Here is a 22,255-nt window from a genome sequence, read left to right on the forward strand (position 1 = left end):
CACACCGTGGTTGACGATGCCCTTACCGGCCGCGGACCGTGTCATGGCCGCTTGCGCCAGTCGAGGCGGGGCGGCGGGGGGCCGAGGTTCGGGGGGACCTCGGGCAGCGTGGGCTCGGCGGGCTCCGGCTCCGGCTCGGGCTCGGGTTCGCGCGGCGTCAGGGCGGCCCGGCGGATCTCCTCGAACTCCCCCAGCGTCGTCTTCGGGAAGGTGAGTATCGCCGGGTTCGCGTCCGCCAGGCGCACCTGGCGTCCCTCCGCCGTCGAGTAGGTGACGATCACCGACGTCGTGGGAAGCTGTTGGAGCTGGTGCGGCTCGACCAGGAACTCCCGCGACCGCTGCAGCACCCCGTCGGCCACCGTGGGTGCGCGCCGGCCCCACTCGGTCGACTCCGTGATGTCCTCGCGCAGGTCGCCCTCCCGCATGTCCTCCCCCTCCGTACGGCCCTCGCCGACGGTGGAGGTGTAGAACCCGCTCGGGGCGTGGACCGCCGTGCTGAACGTCTCGGTGAGCTGGGCGAGTTCGAGGCGGTGTTCGGTGCCGACGTGCTCGCTGGCCACCCGGGCGTCCTCGGCGTTGCCCAGCCGCATGAACGCGACGGCCGCGTGCCCCCGGCCGAGCCGTTCACGTACGGTCGGGGTGAGGCTGCGGTAGGTGAGGACGAGCCCGGTGCGCGAGGTCTCGCAGGCGTCCATCAGCCGGTCGAGCACGTCGCCGCGGAGCTTGTCCGCGCCCGCGACGATGATCGTGTGGTACCAGGGCCGCTCGCTGGCCGGCGACTGGCGCAGGATGTGCGTGAGCGCGGTCGCGACGTACGTGCCGAGCACCCGGTTGCCGAACACGCCCGCCTGCCGGTCCATGCTGACCACCCGCAACCGCGCGGGCGGCAGCCGTACGGCCTCGGAGCCCAGCGTCTCCAGCTTGCGCAGCTGGGACTCCAGCGCCCAGGCCCGCTCGATGACCACCCGGTCGGCCACGCCCCGGCCGAACAGCGTGCCGATGCGTTCGAGCTGGGAGGCGGTCAGCAGGCCGTACTTCATGTCGTCGCGCGGGTCGCCCACCTGCGCGAGCGCCCGCAGCGCGGCGGTCACCTGGCTGATCGTGGCGTTCTCGCCGAGGACCTCCAGCACGCGCTCCAGGATCGCGTTGTCGAAGCCGATGTCCCTGCTGGTCTCCTCGCTGACGCTCACCACGTGGGCGAGCACGTCGGCGAACGCCTCGGGCTTGAGCGTCGCCCCCAGGTCGAGCTTGGGCAGGTCGACCGGGAGCACCCAGACGAGCGGGTCGTCCCCGCCCCGGCGGGCCAGCTCGATGAGGTCCTTGGCGATCGCGCCCTCGGACAGGTCGAGCACGGTGAGGTGGCCGCCACTGTAGAGGCGGGTCGCGCCGATCAGCGTGACCAGGGCCGACCAGCCGGCCAGCGTGCCGCCGGCCACGTCGACCCGGTCGATGTCGTCCGGCACCGCCACGGCGTACCAGGTGATCTGCTTGTCGAAGCGGTTCTTCTTCTCGGCCCAGTCGCGGTACTTCGCGGCGTGCTCCTCCTGGGCGGTGACGATCTCCCGCTGCCGCCGCTCCTGCTCCCGCAGCGCCTTACGGCGGCGCTCGTCGAGCCGCTCGTTGACCGTACGGTCGCCCTGCCGGATGGCGTAGGTGCAGATGGCGGCCACGCCGCCCGCGGCGACCAGCCCGAGCAGCACGAACGACCAGGTGAGCAGGCCGCTCACGCCGAGGACGAGGATCCCGGTGGCCAGCACGGCCATGAACGTGCGGAACAGCCGGACCGGATGGTTCAGCAGGTCCTTCTGCAGGCGCTCCCGGTGAACCCAGTCGGTGGTGTCGGCGGGAGGCTCGGCGACGTCCTCGCGCGCCGGCCGCTTCGGCGGCGGCCCCGGATCGGGGTACAGCAGAGCGTACTGCCAGCCCAGGTAGATCCGGTCCGCCTGCAACTGGGCATGCTCGGGGTGCGGGTCGCCCACGGGCCCTCCATGTCCGCCTAAGGTCACAGCGTAGGATCTGGAAGCCCTGTCAGGGCGAGCTTCTCGCCATTCGGACCTATTTCCCGCCGGCGCCTGGAACCTATGGGGCCCATGGGGCGATTGTGATCGTACTACCATCGCTTGCCATGACGTCATCCCCCAATGGCGGCGGCCGACGACGCCCGGTGCTGGTCCCGGTCGCCTCCGCGCTGGCCGTGGTGGGCATCGGCGTCACCGCCGCCTTCGGCGGCCTGCGCGACGCACCGGACAAGCCTCCGCCCACGGCCTCGCCCGGCGACACGATCGACCAGGGGCAGTTCCGCACCCAGTTCATCAAGGCGATCGACACCACGGAGAAGGGCAGCTTCGGCGACGCCAAGCGCTATCTGGAGCTCGTCGTCAAGGTCACCAACATGGGCGACGAGACCGCCTCGGTCGGCATGGTGCCGCAGCCCGGGAAGGGCTTCAGCCAGACCGGCACCTTCGCCGGCTCGCTGCTGCGGACCCGCCCCGAGATGAAGAGCGAGTACGGCCCGCGGGCCTCGGTGCTGAGCTACGGGATCGAGAGCCAGCAGCTTCATCCGGGGATCACCACCACGGTCGTGGTGAAGTACGAGCTCCAGCCCACCGCGACCGCGCCCGAGGAGATCAGCCTCGACCTGGGTTCGTTCGAGTACCGGGCGCTGGGCGGCCGCGACCAGACCCGCAGCTGGATGCTCAAGGGCGAAGGCGGGGACAAAGACGGCCCGTTCGAGCCCGAGGTCGCCACGCGGATCACCCTTCCGGTGCGGAAGGAGAGCAGCTGATGGCATTGGTACAGGCAGAGAGCCGTACGTCCCGCCGGGCCCCCGCCGGCCGGCCTCGCAGGCGCGGGCTGGGCAGGCGTCTCGCCGCCGGGGTGGCGGGCATCGTGCTCGCGGCGGCGGCCGTCTACGCGCAGCAGAACTTCGCGATGTCCTTCGAGCAGCGCACCTCGTTCCTGACCTACAAGGGCCGGATCGGTGAAACGGTGGCGACCAAGCGCTTCTCCGTGAAGGTCGTGTCGGTCACCGCCGCCCGCGCCGTGGACACGGCGGACTACTCCGGCAAGGTGACCAAGGTGGGGACGAGCCATCTGTTCCTGCTGATCGACGTCACCGCGACCAGCGCCCGTGAGCCCATGAAGCTGAGCAAGTACAGTCCGCCCCTCCTCCTCACCCGGGATGGCCGGCGTTACCTGCCCACCGACAAGGTCGACGAGAGCCTGACCCTGTTCAACCGGTACATCCAGCCGGGATTCTGGACGAGCGGACCGCTCGTCTTCGAGGTGCCCAAGGACGCGGTGCCGGGCGCGAGCCTCGTCTTCATCCCGCCCGTCAGCCCGCTGGTCGTCGACAACTTCGCGCCCGAGGCGCAGGTCGACCTGGATCTGTCCGGCGCCGCCGCCGACCGGCTGATCGCGCAGGCGGAGGACTACCACACACTGGCGGGCCCGAGCCGATGACCGAGACGCCCATGGACGGAAATCCGCCGAGGAACGACCAGGACGCCCGCGACTGGTTCGCGCCCCCGGCCGACCAGCCCACCGACATCGCCTCGGACATCACCTACAGCGGCGCGTTGCCGCCGCGGCCCATGCCGACGGCGCCGCCGTCCATCCCGATCCCCGGGAAGCTGGCCCCGCCGACGGACCTGCGCGTGTGGCCGCCTCCGGAGCCCGAGGGCGAGGACAGGTCCACCCAGCCGTTCCCCGCGCTGCGGACGAACCGGCAGCCGCCGCCCCGGGCGCTCGTGCCCACGGCCCCTCCCTCCGCGGTGCCTCCCCCCACAGCGCCTCCCCTCGCCGCCCCTCCGGACCCCTCCGCCGTGATGCCGCTCGGTGCCCCGGCGTACGGCGTGCCGGCGGAAGCGCCCGGCGTGGACCTCGCCGTGGCCACGGACGCGCCCGCTTCGCCCGCACGGCGGCGGACGGGCCTGCTGATCGGCGGCGCGGTGCTGTCCGTCGCGCTCACCGTCGCGGCCCCCTCGGTCTTCGGCTACCGGGCCTTCGAGTACGGCCGTCCGGACTACACCGTCCACGTCGTGCCGCCCGGCCAGGCCGGGACCGTGCAGCACGTGTCATGGCAGGCCACCGTCGAGAAGATCAAGGACCCCAGCGGCAAGCCGGACCGGTCCGACCGGCAGTGGATGAAGATCGTGGCCACCAGGACCGCGCTCGACGCCGAGGGCGCCATCCGCCACGGAGCGCCGGCGGATGTCAAGCTCACCGACCGGGCCGGGCGCACCTGGCAGGTGGAGACGCTGAACAACGAGACGCCGCCCGACGTCAATGACAACAAGGTCGGCACGCCGTACCGGATGGAGATGCTGGGGGTGGTCCCGCCCTCGGTGGCCGACCAGGTCGAGGTCACCATCCGCCCGAGCACCTACCGGGACGTGCCCGGGCAGTCGGCGGCGGACTTCGTCAAGGACGCCTTCAGCTCGACGGAGAAGGACGACCAGGTTCTGCGCTTCCGGCGGTGACCGGCTCCCGGCCCTCCGCTCTACCCTCCGTCCGGGCCCGGGTCGCGGCGAGGTCGAACGTGGCGGCGATCAGGCACATGGTCACCAGGGTCACGACCAGATCCGTCACGTAACCGACCGGCTCACCGGTCGCGAACCAGAGGTATGGCTCCTCACTCGCGGTGAGATAACGGCCCGCCCTCCCGAGGAAGTCACCGCCGATGTGCAGGCCGACGTAACACAGCGCGAAGAGGCCGAACAGCGGCGCGCCTCCACGGGCCGTCAGGCGCAGGGAGTTCAGCAGCGGGATCCAGCGGCCCGTCCACCCGGCGCTCAGCTTGGCCAGCGCCCGCCTCGTCCAGTCGTGCGTGCGCTCCAGGTGCACCGCCGCCTGCTCCAGGCGCGTCCCTCTGATCGTCGTCTGGGTGTCCTCCGCGTACGCGCCGTACACGAGGATGCCGACCGTCAGCCACGCGAGCGGGACGGCCAGGGCCTCGATCACGTACGGCCAGACCTCCCCCAGCCACTCCGAGACCTGCTGCCACCCGGGGATGCCCCCCTCCGCTCCGGCCACGAGGTCGTGCCAGGCGGCGACGGCGGACCGGCCGCCGATCCAGTCGGAGCGCGCCCCCACGACGGCGCCGACCGCGTTGATGCCGTAGAAGGCGAACGCCAGCTCGCCGAAGGTGGCGAGCACGCCGGAGAACCGGCCGTTCCCCGCCTCGTGGCGGCGGCCGAAGTACCACTTCACCCCGTAGGCGACCACCATCGTCGCGAGGGAGACCTTCGGGTCCAGGTTCATCAGCCCGGCCATCACCCCGCTCTTGTCGCCGCTGCCGCCGTCGAGCACGAGGCGGTCCGGCTGCCGCATCATGTCGATGTTCATGAAGTCGTGGGCGTCCTCCTTGACGAACCCCCAGGTGGTGTAGATGCCGGCGAAGACGAGCGCGGTCCGGTTGAGGGCGCCCAGCAGGCTCTCCTTGGCCTCACCGCCGGCACGCCGTGCCCGGGTCTCCAGCAGCGCCTCGCGGACGACGTACAGCATGCCGACGGTCGTGGCGAGAGACGTCATCACGACGAGCGTGAACAGGAACATCACCAGGACCAGCCGGGCCTGGTACCACGAGCCGTGCGAGACGGTCGCGGCCAGCAGGAGCAGGCCCCACCGGACGAGCCGTCCGAGCGAGAACCAGATGATCAGCGGGAGCGCGCACTTCGCGAGGATCCGCAGGGCGTGCAGCGGCAACGCGTACGGCGACAGCATCCAGGCGAACCTGCGGGGGGCGGGCAGTGCGGACGTTCCGGACACCTGCCGCATGTTATCGGCTCCCGCTTCCCCCTACGGCTCATGAAGCCGTATCACCGGCATTGACCCGAAGCTTCACTGCCTGCCACGAGAAGCATCCCAACGCTCCCCTGCTCATCGCGCAGCAGGCTAATGATCTCGTGAGTCGTCATGGTTGTCGTGGCGCTTCCCAGCAGCCGACGGGCAGCCAGCCCTCCGCGGCTGGTCGCCTCACCACATTCGGTGGATTCGCCTCTCACCGTCCGACCGTCCTCTTGGCGCGCCCTACCATGTCAGGCCACGTGAAGCCACGCGCGCAGTGCTCGGCGAATGACTTCGCTGGCGCTCGTTTGATCGCGCTTGGCCCTTGTGATCAGCGCGGAGCGCAACTCGGGATCGAGCCTCACCGGAACCACGTCGGCAGGCGCGGAACCGATGGGTCGCCTACCCCCCCGGCGGCGAAGGGTGTCCACGTCATATCCGGCTTCGGCTTCTTCCGCCAGTGCGGCTATCAGCTCGTCCGTAACCGGTACACCGCCCGAGGTCGGGAGATCCTCATCCATCCTAGACATGCTCCCTCCTCACTCCTCCTCGCAAGAGACTTCGGTACTTGCGCCTCATCGGCATCGCATGTATCGCCAGCTCTCGGCCGTCATCAAGGCAGAGCACGATAGTTTCCAGCAAGTTTCCCGCACGGTCCGGCCCAAGTCGCAGCTCCCGCCGCGGCCCCTCTTCATCCTCGTCAGCGAGGGGGTAGGCGATAAGGAACCCCCTTGTCGCGTGGACGACATCTTCGTAGGCGATGCCGTGCTTGAGCGCGGCCTTGTGCACCTCCATGGTAGCAAACGTAATACGAAACGCATGGCCACGGAGGGTAAATGACCGACTACTAAGCCGGAAGGCCGGTGCGTTCGCGGGAACGCACCGGCCTTCGGGGTGAAGAGGTGGATCAGACGGCGACCGAGAGCTGGGCGACCTCGCCGAGCTTGGCCTCGACGGCGACGTCCTTGGTGACGCCGCCGCCGGCGATGATGCGGACGGTCCACTGGCCGGGAGCGGCGAAGAAGCGGAAGACGCCCTCGTCGGAGACGACGACCTCGCCGGTGAACTCGCCGCTGTGGTCCAGCAGGCGGGCGTACGCCGTGCCGGCGCCGGTGACGACGCCCTGGATCACGGCCTGGTTGGACAGGTCGATGCCGGCCGGCAGCGCGACGGTCTGCTCAGGAGCAGCGCAACCCTGTGTGGTGGTCATCAGCGGGCCTCTCCCAACTCGATCGGCACGCCCACGAGCGAGCCGTACTCGGTCCACGATCCGTCGTAGTTCTTGACGTTGGGCTGGTCGAGCAGCTCGTGCAGCACGAACCAGGTGTGCGCGGAGCGCTCGCCGATGCGGCAGTAGGCGATGGTGTCCTTGGCGAGGTCCACGCCGGCGCCGGAGTAGAGCTCGCGGAGCTCGTCGTCGGAGCGGAAGGTGCCGTCGTCGTTGGCCGCCTTCGACCACGGGATGTTGCGGGCGGTCGGCACGTGGCCGCCGCGCTGCGCCTGCTCCTGCGGCAGGTGGGCCGGGGCGAGCAGCTTGCCGGTGAACTCGTCGGGCGAGCGCACGTCGACCAGGTTCTGCTTGCCGATCGCGGCGACGACGTCGTCGCGGAAGGCGCGGATGTCGTTGTCCGGCTCCTGCGCGGTGTACTGGGTGGCGGGACGCTCGACCGCGTCCTTGACCAGCTCGCGGGACTCCAGCTCCCACTTCTTGCGCCCGCCGTCGAGCAGCTTGACGTTCGCGTGGCCGTACACCTTGAAGTACCAGTAGGCGTAGGAGGCGAACCAGTTGTTGTTGCCACCGTAGAGGATCACGGTGTCGTCGTTGGCGATGCCGCGGGACGAGAGCAGCGCCTCGAAGCCGGCCTTGTCGACGAAGTCGCGGCGGACCGGGTCCTGCAGGTCGGTCCTCCAGTCGATCCTCACGGCGCCGCGGATGTGGCCCTTGTCGTAGGCGCTGGTGTCCTCGTCGACCTCGACGAGCACGACACCCGGTGTGTCGAGGTTGGCCTCGACCCAGTCGGCGTCCACCAGAACGGCGGAGCGGCTCATTGGATTCTCCCAGGTTGTAGACGGCGGATGAGCAGGTACGTTGCGCAGCCCGGGCGGACCCGGACGCTGCGTTGGGGAAGGCGGCCGGCGGTGCCGCTGCCGCACCCAGGGCCTGTACGGTGATCCTCCACGCGAACCCGATCAGTCCCACGAGCGCGTGCCCCAGCCCGGCGATCCACCCCGGCGGCGCCGAGGTTTCGGCACGCGAGGGCGGCCGTGGACGCGGCCGCGTCGGATCGGGAGCCACGAGGGTCGATGTGCATCGTGGGAAACTCCTGAAGGATTCTCGGAGCGCGGCGTCACGCCGCAGGAATCACCCTCAGGCCATGCGACAGAGCGATGTCGCGACGCGGCAGAAGTCCACCGCCCGCCGCTTCGTGAGCAGCTCTGTCGTGGGAGTCATGGCCACGACAGTACCTTCCGTCTCGACATCTGTCACACCTTGTCCGATGGATGAGATGAGCCATGAGACGTTCCATCCACGGCGACGCCGAGAGCGGCGATCACGTCGGCCTTGCGCGGCTGGCCGGACGCCTTTTTCACCACGTTTCCCGCGCCGTCGAGGACGAGCACCGTGGGGGTGCTCCGCACCTCGAACCGCCGGACCAGATCCAGGCGCGACTCCGCGTCGATCTCGACGTGGCGCACGCCCGGCACCAGGCCGGCCACCTCGCCGAGGATCCGGCGGGTCGCCCGGCAGGGCTGGCAGAACGCGGTGGAGAACTGCACGAGCGTGGCCCGCTCCCCCAGCTCGGCGCCGAGGTCGGCGGCCAGGATCAGGCCGAGCTCGCCTCTCGTCGCCGGGGCGTGTTCCACTGCCCGCGTCCTCCCGTCGCGCCGTCCGAGAACCGGCCCGGCGGCCACGTTCGGGACGAGCGTGACCATCCGGGTCGCGATGCCTGCCATCGCCGTCTGCAACCCTCCGTACGCCGGGGCTGATTCCCGGCCCGGGTCACGGAAAGGTCACAGGACGCTCAGAGCCTCGCGGCGACCAGTGTGCGGCCGTCGGCGCCGGCGAGTTCCACGCGCTCGATCTGGCCGGGGCTCAGCGCCGTCGAGCCCTCGAAGACCATCTTCGGCCCGCGGTACTCCCCGCGCTCGACCGTCCAGGTGCCGAGGACCGAGACGGTGCCGTCCTTCCCGATCACGCGGAGCGCGCACACCGTCCCCGCGGGCACCCCGGCGACCCTCGCGACGACCTGCGTCCCGCCCTCGTGCGGGACGAACCGTACGGTCAGCCGCATGTCGCCGTTGCTGCCGCGGGCCTCCGGTGAGGCGGTGACGGTCGCCTCCGCGGGCGGCTGCTCGACCTTCCTCGCCACGGTGCCGGGCGACGGCACAGGTGAGGCCTGGGCGTTGAAGATCTGCGGGATCTCGTCGTTGCCCACCTTGGGCGCCTGGGCCGCGGCGGCGTCAGAGGCGGCGCCGGCGGCGGCCGCGCTACCCGCCCCGGCGTCGGGCGCGGTCGCGTACTCCGGTGCGGCGACGGCCGACCCCGCCACGGTGTCCTGCGACGCGGTCTGCGCCGCCGACAGCCAGGCCGTGCCGCCCACGGCCGCGACGACGACGGACGCGGCGAGCGCCAGCAGCACGCGGGACCGACGCCCTCTCTTCGCCGATGCGGCGACCAGCCGGTCGAGCACGGCGCGCGGCGGCGCGGCGGCGCGCTCGACGTCCTCGGCCGACACGAGCGCCAGCAGGGGCGGCAGCCCCGACAGCGCGGCCAGCTCCGCCCGGCACTCCGCGCAGGTCTCCAGGTGGGCCTCGACCTCGGCGGCCTCCTCCGCGTCAAGCGCCCCGAGGACGTGCACGCCGAGTGAGATCCGCACCTCCTCGCAGGTCATGGTGCCAGCCCCCGTTCCTCCAGGGCGAGTTTGAGCGCTCGGAGGGCGTAGTAGGTCCGCGACTTGACCGTCCCCTGCGGGATGCCGAGGACCTCCGACGCCTCCTTCACCGATCTCCCCCGGTAGTACGTCTCCATGAGCACCTCACGGTGCTCCGGCCTGAGCGAGGCCAGCGCCTCCGCCACCCCCCACGACTCGACGGCGCGGTCGAGCTCGTCGTCGGCGGGCAGCACGGCGAGCGCCTCGTCCCCCGTCTCCTGCGGCCTGGACCGGCGGGCCCGGTGCTGGTCGACAACGATGTTGCGGGCGACGGTGAACAGCCAGGCGCGCACCGGGCGTCCTTCGAGCACCCCGGGGTTGCGCCAGGCCCGGAGCAGCGTCTCCTGCACCACGTCCTCCGCTCTGCCCGGATCGCCGGTCAGCCGCAGCACGTAGCCGTACAACGGCCCTGCGTGGTCATCGAAAAGCGCGCGCACGAGTTCCTCGTCGGCGGTTCCGGCTGGACTCACACCTTCTTCACGTACGAAGCGGCGGAGTGGTTCGGCGGTGTGACCAGCCTCACGCGAGCCGTCACGTGAGCCGTCACCTGAAGGAGACATCACTTGCGGTGCCCTGGACCGCGAGTCCTTCACTGGTCGAGGTGACGCGGGTGACCCGCAGGTTCAGCGGCAGGTTCTTCACCGGGACCGTGAAGGAGATGAGCCGCTCGGGGTTGGGCACCGGAATCGCGCCCGCGAGCCGCACGTTCGCCGGCGTGAGCCGGATCCCGTCCTTGATCGTCTCGATCTTCATGTCGGCGGTGACCGGCACCTGGTTCCCGAGCACGGTCACGTTGCCCGAGACGCGGAGCTTGTCGTCGCCGGTGCCCTCGACCTTGATGCCGGCCGGCGCGTGGGCGGACAGGGTCCGGCGCGAGATGACCACGGTCCCCGCCACCCGGTCGGCCTTGATCTTGGTGGCCGCGGCGTTCTGGATCAGGTCGGCGAGCGGGGCGGTCACGCCGTAGAGCGTGGCGTCGATGCGTTCGAGCCGGACACCCTCCCGCTCCACCTGGCCGATGCCGATGGCGATCTCCTCGTAGCGCCCGGAGAACGCCTGCGTGAGGAACGGAAGGCCCTTCACCTGCACCGAGGGCGGCTGCGCCAGGTCGTACTGCGCCTCGATCTGGCGGGCGATCTCCCGCTGCACGCCGACGACGGCCACCCGGTCGAGCACGACGAGCAGGATGGCGAGCAGAACCACGGCCACGACCAGCTTGCGCATCCGACTCCTCCGAAAGCGCCCGTACGATCAGCGTAGTGCCCCTGCCCGCGAGATTTGCCCGAGAACGGACAATGTCCGGAGTCGCGCCCATTCGCTGCGTACGCCGCGAGGGGTAAAGCTTGACGGGAGAGGCACGTGCCGCTCATCCCCCGGCGAATGGGGGCAAAACCTCTACCACAAATCCCTCGGGCAACATGATCGCGGCAGGGTCGCGGGTGCCCGCCGGGGCGCCGTCGACCAGGAAGGACGACCGGCGCAGCACGCGTTCCAGGGCCGCGTTCCGCCCGATCCCCGCGAGCAGGTCCGCCAGCGTGTCCGCGGCGGCGGCCTCCTCCGGCACACCGGCGGCCTCCTTGGCCGCCGCCCAGTAGCGAATCGTCCCCGTGGCCATGGTCAGCCCGCTCCCCTCGTACGCCGTGTCTCGGCAGGCGTCCGATCCATGTCACCTCCATGAAAGCTCTCCGTCACCGTCACGTTACGGTCTTAAACCACGTGACGTGTTGTTCACACGGGTGACGCGGATTGGACGCAAAGTTCGTGTGGGCTACCCTACGAATTAATGGACTCGGGCGATGTGGCCCCCGGGTCCTTACATGTTTGTACGGCTGTCGCGGTTTCCAGTGCTGCAAACGGCGCCGAGCCGACATGGTGCGAGGAGGCTCATGTGAGCAATCTGCTCCTGCTGACCAACGCTCTGGAGCCGTCGGCGGAGGTGCTCCCGGCCCTCGGACTGCTTCTCCACTCGGTGCGGGTCGCCCCGGCCGAGGCCTCCGCTCTGATCGACGCGCCGCCCGCGGACGCCATCCTGGTCGACGCGCGCCGTGAGCTCGTGCAGGCCAAGAGCCTGTGCCGGCTGCTGCGCACGACCGGTGTCACCTGTCCGCTGATGGCGATCGTGACCGAGGGCGGCCTGGCGGCGATGACGGCGGAGTGGGGCGTGGACGACGTCATCCTCGACACCGCCGGCCCCGCGGAGGTGGAGGCCCGGCTGCGGATGTCCGTCGGGCGGCTGTCCCTGGCCGCCACGGAGGACGTCCCCGACGAGATCCGCAGCGGTGACCTGTCGATCGACGAGGCCACCTACACGGCCAGGCTGCGCGGCCGCGCGCTCGACCTCACGTTCAAGGAGTTCGAGCTGCTCAAGTATCTCGCCCAGCACCCGGGCCGGGTCTTCACCCGGGCCCAGCTGCTCCAGGAGGTCTGGGGCTACGACTACTTCGGCGGCACCCGGACCGTGGACGTCCACGTACGGCGGCTGCGGGCGAAGCTGGGAGCGGAGTACGAGGCGCTCATCGGCACGGTCCGCAACGTCGGCTACCGGTTCGTGCCCGACCGCGGCGGCGAGCAGCAGGCCGAGGCCGAGCCCGCCAGACGCTGACTCCGGGCCTGAAGGCCCGCCCCCGCGGCGGGGGGCGGGCCTTCTGGCGTCCGCTTCCTACCGGACGAGGTTGATCCGTCCGGTGGCCGGCGGGGCGATCGGCGAGTGCGCGCCCATGTAGGCGACGAACGCGTCGATGTCCAGCGGGCCGCTCCACAGGTTGGTGCCCTGGGTGAAGACGGTGAAGCCGTCGCCGCCGCCGACGAGGAAGTTGTTGGCGGCCACCCGGATCTGCTGGGCGTCGGTCACCGCGGTTCCGTTGATCTTGATGTCGGAGACCCGCGAGCCCTCCGGCTTGGTGGTGTCGAAGGTGTAGGTCAGCGACGAGGACGGCTGCAGGATCCGCTGGGTGATGCCGCCCGTGGTCGGGTCGACCTTCCAGATCTGCTGCTCAAGCAGCGCCTTGAACTGGGCCCCGGTGAGCGTGACCACCTGCATGAGGTTGTTGAACGGCTGCACCGTGAAGGCCTCGCCGTACGTCACGACCCCGTCGCCCTCCGCGCCGCTCTGCGGGAAGGTCAGGTCGGCGCGGACGCCGCCCGGGTTCATCAGCGCGATCTCGGCGTTGCCACCGGTCTTGGTCGCCTCCAGCTGCGCGTCGGCGATCAGGTCGCCGAGCGGGGTCTCGCCGACGTTGGTGCCCCGCCCGATGGTGGCGGTGATCGTGCCGATCGGCTTGTTGGCGACGGTGGAGACCCGCTCCTTCCAGGTGTTGATGTACGTCTCGGTGTCGGCGTCCGGGGTGACGGTGCGGGTCACCACGTTGTTCTTGGCGACGACGCTGGAGCGGACGACGTCCTTGGTCCTACGGTCGATCTTGAAGTCGATCTGGGTGATCGCGCGGCCGAACGAGGAGCCCTGGGTGTAGACGCGGTCCTGACCGGCCGGGTCCTTCACCTTGCAGACGTACGCCTGGTGGCTGTGGCCGCTGATGACCAGGTCGATCTGCGGGTCGAGCCCCTTGGCGATCCGCGAGCCTGCGCCGGGGACGACCGGGCAGGAGCTGGGGTCCTGGTTGGGCGTGATGTTGTCGCCCTCGTGCACCAGCACGACCTGCGCCTTGACGCCCTTGTGGGTGAGGAGCTTCGACACCTTGTTCGCGGCCGCGATCTCCTCGGTGAACTTGAGGCCCGCGATGCCGGAGGCGGTGACGATGCTGGGAGTGGTCTGGGTCACGAGGCCGATGAAGGCGACGTCCATCCCGTTGATCTTCTTGACGAAGTAGGGCGGCAGGGCGTAGTCGCCGTTCGCCTCCTTCAGCACGTTGGCCCCGAGGTAGTCGAAGCTCGTGCCCTTCCACTTCCCGGCCGGGGAGCAGCCGTCGACCGGGTGGCAGCCGCCGTTCATGATGCGCTTGAGCTCGTTGATGCCCTCGTCGAACTCGTGGTTGCCCGCCGAGGAGGTGGCGAGGCCGAGCGTGTCGAGCAGCGCGGCGGTCGGCTCGTCGTGGTAGGCCGCGGACAGCAGCGGCGAGGCGCCGATGAGGTCGCCCGCGCCCACCAGGAGGGTGTTGTCGGTGCGCAGCTGCTTGAGGTGCGCGGCCAGGTAGGAGGCGCCGCCGGCGATCGAGTACTTGGCTCCCGCGATGCCGGTGAGCGAGCCGTCCGTGTCGGTGAGCGCCCCGTTGGGGTCGAGGATCCGGGAGCTGGACCCGGTCGGGGGCTCCAGGTTGCCGTGCAGGTCGTTGATGGTCAGCAACCGGACGGAGACGGAGGGGTCGGGCTTGTGGCCGTGGCCGGCCGGGGGCTTCGGCCCGTGGTTCGTTCCATGGGAAGCCGCCTGCGAAGCGGGATCGGCGGCGGCCGGGCTCACGGTGAGAGCCGCGGCGCCCAGGATCGCGGCGCCGGCGACGGCCAGTCGCGTCAGGGATGCTCGGGTCATGACCCCCGACAGTAGAACGGCGATCTGATCGGGAAATGGCGCAAAGATTACGATTCAGGGAGGCCACACCTGGCGTGTATTGCCGAAGCCCGCCGCCGGTGCGCGCCGGTCCCTCGCCTATGGTGCGAGACATGAACGTACGCGTGGAGATCACGGAAAGGCTCGATGACGAGCGGATTACGGCCGTGCTCGCTCTGGTGGGGGCGGCCGCCGAGGCCGACGGGGTGCGGCCGCTCAACGAGCACGTGATGCTCCAGGTGCGCTACGGCGGCGTCCCGGGGGCGAGAGCCGTACTGCTGCACAAGGACGGCGACCTGGCCGGTTTCGCCCACCTCGACCCGCCCGGCGACCCGGGCGGCCCCGAGGAGGGACCGAGCGGCGAACTCGTGGTGCGTCCGGCCCTCCGCGGGCTCGGCCTGGGCCGGCGGCTGCTGGACGCGGTGCTGGAGACGAGCGGCGGCAGGATCCGCCTGTGGGCGCACGGCGACCTGCCCGCCGCCGCCCGCCTCGCCGCGAGCGCGGGCCTGACCCGGGCGCGGTCGCTGTGGCGGATGCGCCGGCCGCTGGCGGAGCCCCTGCCCACCGCCCCGCTCCCCGAAGGCGTACGGCTGCGCACGTTCGAGCCCGGGCGCGACGAGCAGGCCTGGCTCGCGCTCAACGCGCAGGCCTTCGCCGCCCACCCCGAGCAGGGCTCCTGGACGATCGACGATCTTGAGCTGCGCGAACGCGAGCCGTGGTTCGACCCCGCCGGTTTCTTCCTCGCCGTACGGGGCGACACGCCGGTGGGCTTCCACTGGACCAAGGTGCACCGGGACGGCGACGGCGAGGACCGTGAGCCGATCGGGGAGGTGTACGTCGTGGGGGTCGGGCCCGGCGAGCGCGGCACGGGCCTCGGCCGGGCGCTGACGCTCGCCGGGCTCGCGCACCTGCGCGGCCTCGGCCTGGCCCGGGTGATGCTCTACGTGGACGAGGAGAACGCCGCGGCGGTCCGGCTCTACGAGTCGCTCGGGTTCACCCGGTGGATCACGGACGTGATGTACCGCCGGTGACGACGGCGGGCCGGTCCCGAGGGGCGCCGGCCCGCCGGATCATCCGAGGATGAGGTTGAGGATGAAGTAGCCGATCGCGGCGACGACGGCCGCCGCCGGGATCGTCAGGACCCACGCGGTCACGATGCTGCCCGCGATGCCCCACCGTACGGCCGACAGCCGCTTGGTCGCGCCGACGCCCATGATGGCGCTGGTGATGGTGTGGGTGGTCGAGATGGGGGCGCCGAACCCGAGGGCCGCCGTGTAGAGCACGCCCGCCGCGGCGGCCTCGGCCGCGAAGCCCTGCGGAGGGTCGAGGTGGATGATCCGGCGGCCGAGGGTACGCATGATCCGCCACCCACCGGCGTACGTGCCGAGGGAGATCGCCAGCGCCGAGGAGGTGATGACCCATTCGGGGATGTGCGAGTCGGGAGAGGCGTAGCCGCCGACGACCAGGGCGAGGAAGATCACACCCATCGTCTTCTGCGCGTCCTGCAGGCCGTGGCCGAGGGCCATCGCGGCCGCCGACAGCGTCTGGGCGTACCTGAACCCCTTGCTGGCTTTGTGGGGGTTGGCCTTACGGAAGATCCACAAAATGGCGATCATGATGATCGCGCCCAGGAGGAGCCCCACGACGGGGGACAGCACCATGGGGATGACGACCTTCTCGATCACCCCGCTCCAGTGCACGGACGCGCTCGCCGCCAGCGCCGAGCCGACGAGCCCGCCGATCAGGGCGTGGCTGCTCGACGACGGCAGGCCGAAGTACCAGGTGATGAGGTTCCACACGATGGCGCCGAACAGCGCCCCGCCGACGATGATCAGGCCGTGCCTGCCGTCCGGGGCGTCGATGATCCCCTTGCCCACGGTCGAGGCGACCGAGGTGCCGAGGTGGGCGCCGATGAAGTTCATGATCGCCGCCATGAGCAGCGCCACCCGGGGGGTCAGCGCCCGGGTGGAGACCGACGTGGCGATCGCGTTCGCGGCGTCGTGGAAGCCGTTCGTGTAGTCGAACACCAGCGCGATGACGACCACGCTGATGACAAGCGCGAGCTCCACTTAGCTTTCCTTGACCGCGATGGTCTCGACCGTGTTCGCGACGTGCTCGAAGGCGTCCGCGGCGAGCTCGAGCTGCTCGATGACCTCACGCATCTTCATGACGGTCAGCGCGTCGTACTCACCACTGAACAGCTTGGCCAGCAGCCGGCGGTAGACCTGGTCGGCCTGGTTCTCCAGCCGGTTGATCTCGATCCAGTACTCGTTGAGGTGCTGCATCGAGCGCAGGCGCGGCATCGCGTCCGCGGTGAGCTCGGCCGCCCTCTCCAGGACCTCGACCTGGCGTACGACCTCCTTGGGCAGATGGTCGATCTGGTAGAGGACGATCAGGTCGGCGGCGGCCTCCATGAAGTCCATCACGTCGTCGAGGTTCGACGCGAGGCGGTAGATGTCCTCACGGTCGAAGGGCGTGATGAAGCTCTCGTTGAGCCGGTTCATGATGGCGTGAGTGCGCTCGTCGCCCGCGTGTTCGCAGGCGCGCATCTTCTCGGCCAGGGCGTCACGGTCGGAACCGTCGCTGATGATCTCGACCAGCAGACGCGATGCGGTGACGAGGTTGTTCGCCGAGTCGGCGAACAAGGCGTAGTAGCTGTCCTCACGGGGCGTGAGACGCAGGCGCACGTCGTTTCTCCAGTGTGCGGGGACGGTCCGCAGAGAAGGGTACGGGTTACCAGTGGAAATGCGAAGTTCAGGCCATGCAGGCCCGCTTGTAACCTACTCTTCCCCTCCGAGCTGCCCGGAACGGCTCCCGTGACACACTTGTTGCGTGGTTCGGCTCAGATCCTCGTCCGGTGGAAGTTGAGGAACGACCGGCTGGGCGTCGGCCCCCGCTGCCCCTGGTAGCGCGAGCCGTACCGGTCCGAGCCGTACGGGAACTCGGCGGGCGAGCTGAGCCGGAACATGCAGAGCTGGCCGATCTTCATGCCGGGCCACAGCTTGATCGGCAGCGTGGCGACGTTCGAGAGTTCGAGCGTCACGTGCCCTTGGAAGCCGGGGTCGATGAACCCGGCGGTGGAGTGCGTGAGCAGGCCCAGCCGGCCCAGGCTCGACTTGCCCTCAAGCCGCGAGGCGATGTCGTCCGGAAGGCTGATCACCTCGTACGTGCTGGCGAGCACGAACTCCCCCGGATGCAGGATGAACGGCTCGTCGCCCTCCGGCTCCACCTGCCGGGTCAGGTCGGGCTGCTCCATCGCCGGGTCGATGTGCGGGTAGCGGTGGTTCTCGAACACCCGGAAGTAGCGGTCCAGGCGTACGTCGACACTGGACGGCTGGATCATCACCGGGTCGAAGGGGTCGAGCTTCACCCTGCCCGACTCGATCTCGGCGCGAAGGTCACGATCGGAAAGCAGCACGGTGCCAGGCTAGTAGGCCCGTTGAGCGCCGGTGCCGGGGATCTTCGCGTCGGGACTGCAGGAACACGCCCCGAATCCGCTACAGTAGGGGCAGCGACGGGCTCCACAGCCCGTCACGCGGGTGTAGTTCAATGGCAGAACATCAGCTTCCCAAGCTGACAGCGCGGGTTCGATTCCCGTCACCCGCTCTCAGTGCGAAGGCCCAGGTCAGGACATAAATCCAGACCCGGGCCTTGATTGTTTTCGGGGCGCTTTGATCTTCGCGTGCCATTAGCGTGCCATTAGCCCTTGATCAGCTCACCGGAGCCAGCAGCCCGGCCGGGCCGTCGTCCTCGTCGTCATCGCGTCCGATGATCTGCCGGTCGATGGCGTCCGTGATCGTCTTGTCGGCACCCCGTACGGCGTGCTGGTAGATCATCGCCGCTCGGACGTTGTCGTGACCCATCCGGGCCATGAGGTCCTTGAGCCCCGCGCCCGACTCGGCGGCGAGCATGTTTCCAGTGTGACGCAGATCATGGAAGTGAAGGCCAGGGAGACCCATCTCCTTGACCACGTCCACCCAGCGCGTACGGGTGTTGAAGCCGCTACGCCGCAACGGGCCGCCTTTGGCACCGGGGAAGAGGAGCGCGCCCGGATCGTCCTGCACGTAGGTCGCCAGGTGCTCACGCAGGGCCGGAGCGATGCCTTGGGGGATGCCGACCACACGCCGACCCGCCTTGGACTTGGGCGCCCCGAGAACCAGTTCACCCGTGGAGCGCTCGACGAAGGCCGCCCGAACGCGCACGGTCCCGGCGTCCAGGTCGAGGTCACTGCGGCGAAGGGCGCTCACCTCACCCCATCGCAGGCTCGCGAAGGTGGCGAGCAGGACCAGGGCGCGGAAACGCCTGTCCTGGGTGCAGTCGGCCCGCCCGTCCATCCCCATCGCCCAGAGCGTTCGTTCGGCCTCTGGGCGAGTCGTGAAGGCCTCGGGAAGGGTGCGCATCTCCCCGTGCCGCTGGAAGCGCAGCCGATAGGCGTTGCCCGTGAGCTTGCGGACGTTGCCGACAGGACGACGGCCGACCCGGTCCGCCAGGTCGAAGACCTGAGCCACAGTGAGGACCGGACGCTCTTGCGCGTGCTCGTCGCCGGCCCCGCGGATTCGGCACGGGTTGCGCGGGATGATGTGGTCCTCTTGGGCCGCCGTCATCAGCACGGCCCGCAGCAGCCGGTATGCCTTGGCTGCCATGGACACCGAGACGCCGTTGCCGAGCAGGTCGGATCGCCACTGCCGAATCATCGCCGTCGAGAGCTTGCCGAGCTGGACCCCGCCGAGGTGCGGCGTGATGTGCTTCTTGAGCAGCCAGCTATAGAGATCGACAGTGCGGGGACGCAGGCCAGGGCGCTGGGAGATCCAGCTCTCGGCGTAGTCGCGGAGCTTGGCCTTGCCACGATCGGGGTCGGTCCACTCCCCCTTGATGATCTGAGCTTCGACAAGGGACAGCGCCCGCTCGGCGTCACTCTTGCGTTCATAGGTCTCGGCCCCGGAGCGCATCTGTCCGTCGGGGCCGGGATAGCGGATCTGGTAACGCCCGGAGGGAAGCTTCCGGATGTTGCCGAAACGGCGGTGACCGTCCTTGTTGGCCATCAGGCCGCCCTTCCGGTGACGTCATGGGCCGACAGGGGCGCGACCGTGCCCGCGACGACGAATGCGGTCAGTGCGGACTCGGAGATGCGGACGTGGCGACCGACCTTCACGAACTCGATGCGCCGTTCGGCCACCAGGCGGCGGACGAAGCGAACCGAGGTGTTCAGGTGGGCCGCCGCTTGCGGCACAGTGAGCAGTTGATCCAAGGTGTTCCTCCCTTCACGCGGCGGACTGAGTTGCCGAAAGATCTCGGCCCTCTGCTTGGGCCTGGAGTTGGTTCATGTGGTTGCGCCAGCGCTGGCGTTCGTGAACCGACCGCAGGAGACGCACGCCGATCGGGGCGAGTTCGGGATCACCGGGCTTGACCGGCTTCCAGAGGTAGCGGTGGGGATCAACCGGCTCGTCTTCGACGCCGAGGGCTTCCAGGACCCAGGTGCGGCGGTCCTGCTTGTGCTCGGTCAGGGTCTTGTTCGACCATTTCCGCGAGACGAGGACGCGGCGGCCCGCGTAGCCGAGGTGGTCGGGCTTGTGTGCCTTGCCCTTGCACCGGCCCGGAGCCATCCCCGCTTTGGCGCCCTTGGGCTGCACCCCGTACCGCAGCCAGTTCGGGCAGGTCGGCGAGCACGGCTCGAACCGCAGCGCGTCGAGGAGCCGTTCGGCGTGAGCCTTCCGGCGTGGGTCGTCGGTGCCGAGGGCGTCGCCGAGGCTCTTGGTCAGGTACTTCGACAGGTACCCGATGAGTTGGTCGGCATCCGGGGTCCCGGCGAGGACGCCTTTGATGTCGAGCTGGTCGCCGAAGCGCAGCACGTGCAGGGGTTCGGCGTCCTCGTCGGCGTCGAGGGCGTCGAGGGCCTGTTCCCAGGTTGGCAGGACTTCCCCCGTGGTCGGGTCGAGGTAGCCGGCCCCGTCCTCCCACACCGGCAACGTGGCCGCGATGATCTGCCGTAGTTCCGCACGCGGCAGGGTGCCGCGGATCGCCATGTGCAGGTGCGGTGCGAGCCGCTTCTGTGGTTCGACGGTGGCGAAGTACTGCACGTCGTACCCGGCGACCCGGCGGAGGTTCTGCACGAAGCGGTCGACGAGCTTGGAGAAGTGCAGTGCGTCGCGGGCTGCCCGCGTGTAGTCGTAGGCGTCCGGGTCGAGGGGTGCGCCCTCCAGTACTCGCCCGTACGACGGCAGCGTGAGGGTGACAAACATTGAGGGCCGGTAGGTCTTGCCGTCCGAGCCGGTGAAGGTCCGCCCGAGGGTGGTCTTGGTCATCTGCCGCTTCGGCAGGTCCGGGGCATCCTGCCGCCGCTTCGTTGACCGCGTGCGCTTGCCGGAGGTGCGGCCGAGGACGTTGCCGCGCATGCCCGCAGCGTTGATCTCCTCGTCCAGGTCCTCGATCGCGGCGTCCAGGTCGGTGGTGTCGCCGCCGGCCTTTTCGACCTCATCTCGCCAGGCTTGGACGTCGGCCCGCAGCTCCACGAGGTGACGCTGATAGTCATCGGCGTTGTCGGGCAGGTTGATCGGTTCGTGGTCGAGGTGCCAGCCCTCCCGGCACTGCGCCCGCCGGAGTTGCCGGTTGCGCTTGGCACACGGAGGGCACTTGCTTTCCAAGGTGGCGCCGCAGGGGACGTCGATGACCTCAACCTGTCCGGTGAGGATGTCCTGCCGCCGGAGAGGGACGGGCCGGATGCAGACGCCGTACTGCTTGGCGATCTCTTCCACGACCTCACGGGCCAGCGGTTGTGCCATCCGGACGGCGCGGGGTGTGGAGCGGTCGTGCGCGTTGGTCACCGGTCACCGTCCCAGGAGCCGACGGGGTCGAGGAGGTCGGCCGGGCCGAGGCCATCGACCATCACCGAGGCCTTTTCGCCGCATTCGTGGCATTCGACGATGCCGCGCACGGGGTCGAGCCAGAGCACATCGAGGGCGCCGCAGCCCGAGCAGCGCAGTCCGTCGAGGATGTGGGCCAGGCGCATCATCGGCCCTCCCCCGCGTACTCGGCGACCATCGCCCGGATATCCGTGTCAGAGACGTAGGCCGCACGCACCCGCACCGGATCAGGACTGGATTCGAGACGGACGTAGCCGACGCCCGCGCCCAGCTCCGGGAGCGGTGAGATGTGGTCGGCCAGTGCGCCCCGGTCGCGGGCGCCGTCGCCGAGGACCATGTCCACCTGTTCGCTCTCGTCCAGCCGGAGGGCGATCTTGTCGGGGAACAGGTTGCGGATGTTCATGACCTCTTTGCGCGGGTCCTGAAGCGCGGCCATGACCCCGACGCCGACCGCGCGCCCTTGGGTGGTGAGCGTGGCCAGGGCCGCCGTGATCCGCTGGCGAAGTTGCTTGTCGGGCTGGTAGGCGGTCAGGAACGCCACCTCGTCGACGGGCACCAACACGAACGGGTCCGCCACGGTCGGCGTGTGGGAGCGCTGGAGGCCGGCGAACCGGTCGGCCCGCGCCTGCATCACGCACACGGCCTCATCGAGCAGATCGGCGCACTCCTTCGGATCGGCCGCGTATCTCGCGCCGAACAGCGCTCGGCCGAAGGACAGTTCCATCCGCTTGGGGTCCAGCGCCCACACCTGCACCAGGCCCGCCCGCATCGCCGGGAGGAGCCCGCGGATTGTTGACCACAGGTAGGAGCCCTTACCGGCTCCGGTCGCTCCAGAGGAACACGCACTGGAGACGATCCAGATGCACACCCGTCCGGATGGCACCTCGAATGCGCCAATGCGAGTCGCCGACGCTCACATTGACCTCGGCATCGTCCACGCCCGACGCGGAGACCTTGACGCAGCCGTCGAGCAAGGCATGGCCGCCTTCGACATCGAACGAAAGTCACTCACCGACCTCGTCAACCGAGCCGGAGACCTCGACCGCGTCCTACGTCAGCGCTACCGCCGCGAAACCCTCGCCAAAGACTTCCATGAGCGATACGCCCTCGCCCGTCGCGCGCTCACCGCTCACCGCCCTGATCTCCTAGATTGACCTGCGAGGGTGTAGAGGTCA

25 protein-coding genes, 1 tRNA gene and 1 pseudogene are annotated in these 22,255 nt (G+C 69.8%); 7 read left to right on the plus strand and 20 right to left on the minus strand.

Translation table 11 applies throughout. The features are described from left to right. Nucleotides 1-41: 41 nt before the first annotated feature. Complete coding sequence (locus Mam01_RS05645; protein WP_204284368.1) at nucleotides 42-1,979, minus strand: hypothetical protein; 1,938 nt, start codon at nucleotides 1,977-1,979, stop codon at nucleotides 42-44. A gap of 146 nt (nucleotides 1,980-2,125) precedes the next feature. Here Mam01_RS05645 and Mam01_RS05650 point away from each other — a divergent pair, with 146 nt between their 5' ends. Genes Mam01_RS05650 through Mam01_RS05660 form a run of 3 tightly spaced genes read left to right on the plus strand, consistent with a single transcriptional unit; the run spans nucleotide 2,126 to nucleotide 4,481 of the window. Then, complete coding sequence (locus Mam01_RS05650; RefSeq protein ID WP_204284369.1) at nucleotides 2,126-2,785, plus strand: hypothetical protein; 660 nt, start codon at nucleotides 2,126-2,128, stop codon at nucleotides 2,783-2,785. Then, complete coding sequence (locus Mam01_RS05655) at nucleotides 2,785-3,462, plus strand: DUF4352 domain-containing protein (protein ID WP_204284370.1); 678 nt, start codon at nucleotides 2,785-2,787, stop codon at nucleotides 3,460-3,462. The genes Mam01_RS05650 and Mam01_RS05655 overlap by 1 nt, the downstream gene beginning before the upstream one ends. Then, nucleotides 3,459-4,481: a hypothetical protein gene (locus tag Mam01_RS05660; protein WP_204284371.1), complete on the plus strand. Its 1,023-nt coding sequence runs from the start codon at nucleotides 3,459-3,461 to the stop codon at nucleotides 4,479-4,481. The genes Mam01_RS05655 and Mam01_RS05660 overlap by 4 nt, the downstream gene beginning before the upstream one ends. On the opposite strand, the gene Mam01_RS05665 is transcribed toward Mam01_RS05660, so the two are convergent. The 10 genes from Mam01_RS05665 to Mam01_RS05710 all read right to left on the minus strand — a co-directional run bounded on the left by Mam01_RS05665 (nucleotide 4,435) and on the right by Mam01_RS05710 (nucleotide 11,334). After that, the gene (locus tag Mam01_RS05665; RefSeq protein ID WP_204284372.1) at nucleotides 4,435-5,769 is read right to left on the minus strand and encodes a hypothetical protein; all 1,335 of its coding nucleotides are present in this window, start codon (nucleotides 5,767-5,769) and stop codon (nucleotides 4,435-4,437) included. The genes Mam01_RS05660 and Mam01_RS05665 overlap by 47 nt on opposite strands. A 269-nt stretch (nucleotides 5,770-6,038) precedes the next feature. Next, nucleotides 6,039-6,308, minus strand: a complete 270-nt coding sequence (locus tag Mam01_RS05670) for a ribbon-helix-helix domain-containing protein (protein ID WP_204284373.1) — start codon at nucleotides 6,306-6,308, stop codon at nucleotides 6,039-6,041. Between the two features lies 1 nt (nucleotide 6,309). After that, nucleotides 6,310-6,582 (minus strand): hypothetical protein, encoded by a 273-nt coding sequence (locus Mam01_RS05675; RefSeq protein ID WP_204284374.1) that lies wholly within the window; start codon nucleotides 6,580-6,582, stop codon nucleotides 6,310-6,312. Nucleotides 6,583-6,694: 112 nt separating this feature from the next. Beyond that, complete coding sequence (locus Mam01_RS05680) at nucleotides 6,695-6,997, minus strand: DUF1416 domain-containing protein (RefSeq protein WP_150931067.1); 303 nt, start codon at nucleotides 6,995-6,997, stop codon at nucleotides 6,695-6,697. Then, nucleotides 6,997-7,836 (minus strand): sulfurtransferase, encoded by an 840-nt coding sequence (locus tag Mam01_RS05685; RefSeq protein WP_150931070.1) that lies wholly within the window; start codon nucleotides 7,834-7,836, stop codon nucleotides 6,997-6,999. The genes Mam01_RS05680 and Mam01_RS05685 overlap by 1 nt, the downstream gene beginning before the upstream one ends. Before the next feature lie 435 nt (nucleotides 7,837-8,271). Then, nucleotides 8,272-8,613 (minus strand): thioredoxin family protein, encoded by a 342-nt coding sequence (locus Mam01_RS05690; protein WP_225311153.1) that lies wholly within the window; start codon nucleotides 8,611-8,613, stop codon nucleotides 8,272-8,274. A gap of 197 nt (nucleotides 8,614-8,810) precedes the next feature. Next, nucleotides 8,811-9,680, minus strand: a complete 870-nt coding sequence (locus Mam01_RS05695) for a zf-HC2 domain-containing protein (RefSeq protein ID WP_204284375.1) — start codon at nucleotides 9,678-9,680, stop codon at nucleotides 8,811-8,813. After that, nucleotides 9,677-10,189: a sigma-70 family RNA polymerase sigma factor gene (locus Mam01_RS05700; RefSeq protein ID WP_225311128.1), complete on the minus strand. Its 513-nt coding sequence runs from the start codon at nucleotides 10,187-10,189 to the stop codon at nucleotides 9,677-9,679. Before Mam01_RS05700 ends, Mam01_RS05695 begins: the two co-directional genes overlap by 4 nt. A gap of 73 nt (nucleotides 10,190-10,262) precedes the next feature. After that, on the minus strand, nucleotides 10,263-10,943 hold the full coding sequence (locus Mam01_RS05705; RefSeq protein WP_204284376.1) for an LmeA family phospholipid-binding protein: 681 nt from the start codon (nucleotides 10,941-10,943) through the stop codon (nucleotides 10,263-10,265). A 142-nt stretch (nucleotides 10,944-11,085) separates the two neighbouring features. Continuing rightward, the gene (locus tag Mam01_RS05710; RefSeq protein ID WP_204284377.1) at nucleotides 11,086-11,334 is read right to left on the minus strand and encodes a MoaD/ThiS family protein; all 249 of its coding nucleotides are present in this window, start codon (nucleotides 11,332-11,334) and stop codon (nucleotides 11,086-11,088) included. A 273-nt stretch (nucleotides 11,335-11,607) separates the two neighbouring features. Here Mam01_RS05710 and Mam01_RS05715 point away from each other — a divergent pair, with 273 nt between their 5' ends. Continuing rightward, nucleotides 11,608-12,321 carry a winged helix-turn-helix transcriptional regulator gene (locus Mam01_RS05715; protein ID WP_182888052.1) on the plus strand — a complete coding sequence of 238 codons (714 nt, stop codon included), beginning with the start codon at nucleotides 11,608-11,610 and terminating at the stop codon, nucleotides 12,319-12,321. A gap of 57 nt (nucleotides 12,322-12,378) precedes the next feature. Here Mam01_RS05715 and Mam01_RS05720 read toward each other — a convergent pair whose 3' ends face one another. Continuing rightward, on the minus strand, nucleotides 12,379-14,202 hold the full coding sequence (locus Mam01_RS05720; RefSeq protein ID WP_204284378.1) for a bifunctional metallophosphatase/5'-nucleotidase: 1,824 nt from the start codon (nucleotides 14,200-14,202) through the stop codon (nucleotides 12,379-12,381). Between the two features lie 131 nt (nucleotides 14,203-14,333). Between Mam01_RS05720 and mshD the strand changes: the two genes are divergently transcribed. Continuing rightward, complete coding sequence (gene mshD / locus Mam01_RS05725) at nucleotides 14,334-15,251, plus strand: mycothiol synthase (RefSeq protein WP_204284379.1); 918 nt, start codon at nucleotides 14,334-14,336, stop codon at nucleotides 15,249-15,251. A 39-nt stretch (nucleotides 15,252-15,290) separates the two neighbouring features. Here mshD and Mam01_RS05730 read toward each other — a convergent pair whose 3' ends face one another. The 3 genes from Mam01_RS05730 to dcd form a co-directional block, all read right to left on the minus strand. Further along, on the minus strand, nucleotides 15,291-16,289 hold the full coding sequence (locus Mam01_RS05730) for an inorganic phosphate transporter (protein ID WP_150931081.1): 999 nt from the start codon (nucleotides 16,287-16,289) through the stop codon (nucleotides 15,291-15,293). Continuing rightward, the gene (locus Mam01_RS05735; RefSeq protein ID WP_204284380.1) at nucleotides 16,290-16,907 is read right to left on the minus strand and encodes a DUF47 domain-containing protein; all 618 of its coding nucleotides are present in this window, start codon (nucleotides 16,905-16,907) and stop codon (nucleotides 16,290-16,292) included. Between the two features lie 155 nt (nucleotides 16,908-17,062). Further along, entirely contained in the window at nucleotides 17,063-17,638 is a 576-nt protein-coding gene (dcd, locus tag Mam01_RS05740) for a dCTP deaminase (protein ID WP_150931084.1), read from the minus strand. 117 nt (nucleotides 17,639-17,755) lie between these two features. Between dcd and Mam01_RS05745 the strand changes: the two genes are divergently transcribed. Further along, nucleotides 17,756-17,826, plus strand: a tRNA-Gly gene (locus tag Mam01_RS05745). A gap of 104 nt (nucleotides 17,827-17,930) precedes the next feature. Here Mam01_RS05745 and Mam01_RS05750 read toward each other — a convergent pair. The 5 genes and pseudogenes from Mam01_RS05750 to Mam01_RS05770 form a co-directional block, all read right to left on the minus strand. Then, a complete protein-coding gene (locus Mam01_RS05750; RefSeq protein WP_204284381.1) occupies nucleotides 17,931-19,262 on the minus strand; it encodes a tyrosine-type recombinase/integrase in 1,332 nt (443 codons plus the stop codon). Continuing rightward, on the minus strand, nucleotides 19,262-19,468 hold the full coding sequence (locus tag Mam01_RS05755) for a helix-turn-helix domain-containing protein (RefSeq protein WP_239101056.1): 207 nt from the start codon (nucleotides 19,466-19,468) through the stop codon (nucleotides 19,262-19,264). The genes Mam01_RS05750 and Mam01_RS05755 overlap by 1 nt, the downstream gene beginning before the upstream one ends. 13 nt (nucleotides 19,469-19,481) lie before the next feature. Then, a complete protein-coding gene (locus tag Mam01_RS05760) occupies nucleotides 19,482-21,041 on the minus strand; it encodes a replication initiator (protein WP_204284382.1) in 1,560 nt (519 codons plus the stop codon). Further along, a complete protein-coding gene (locus Mam01_RS05765; protein ID WP_142652642.1) occupies nucleotides 21,038-21,229 on the minus strand; it encodes a hypothetical protein in 192 nt (63 codons plus the stop codon). The genes Mam01_RS05760 and Mam01_RS05765 overlap by 4 nt, the downstream gene beginning before the upstream one ends. Next, nucleotides 21,226-21,915, minus strand: a pseudogene (locus Mam01_RS05770) (FtsK/SpoIIIE domain-containing protein); the annotation flags it as partial. The pseudogene Mam01_RS05770 and the gene Mam01_RS05765, both read right to left, overlap by 4 nt. 61 nt (nucleotides 21,916-21,976) lie before the next feature. On the opposite strand from Mam01_RS05770, the gene Mam01_RS05775 reads away from it, so the two are divergent. Further along, a complete protein-coding gene (locus Mam01_RS05775) occupies nucleotides 21,977-22,234 on the plus strand; it encodes a hypothetical protein (RefSeq protein ID WP_204284383.1) in 258 nt (85 codons plus the stop codon). Nucleotides 22,235-22,255: the final 21 nt, after the last annotated feature.

Origin of the sequence: Microbispora amethystogenes (assembly GCF_016863015.1) — a bacterium.
Lineage (GTDB): Bacteria > Actinomycetota > Actinomycetes > Streptosporangiales > Streptosporangiaceae > Microbispora > Microbispora amethystogenes.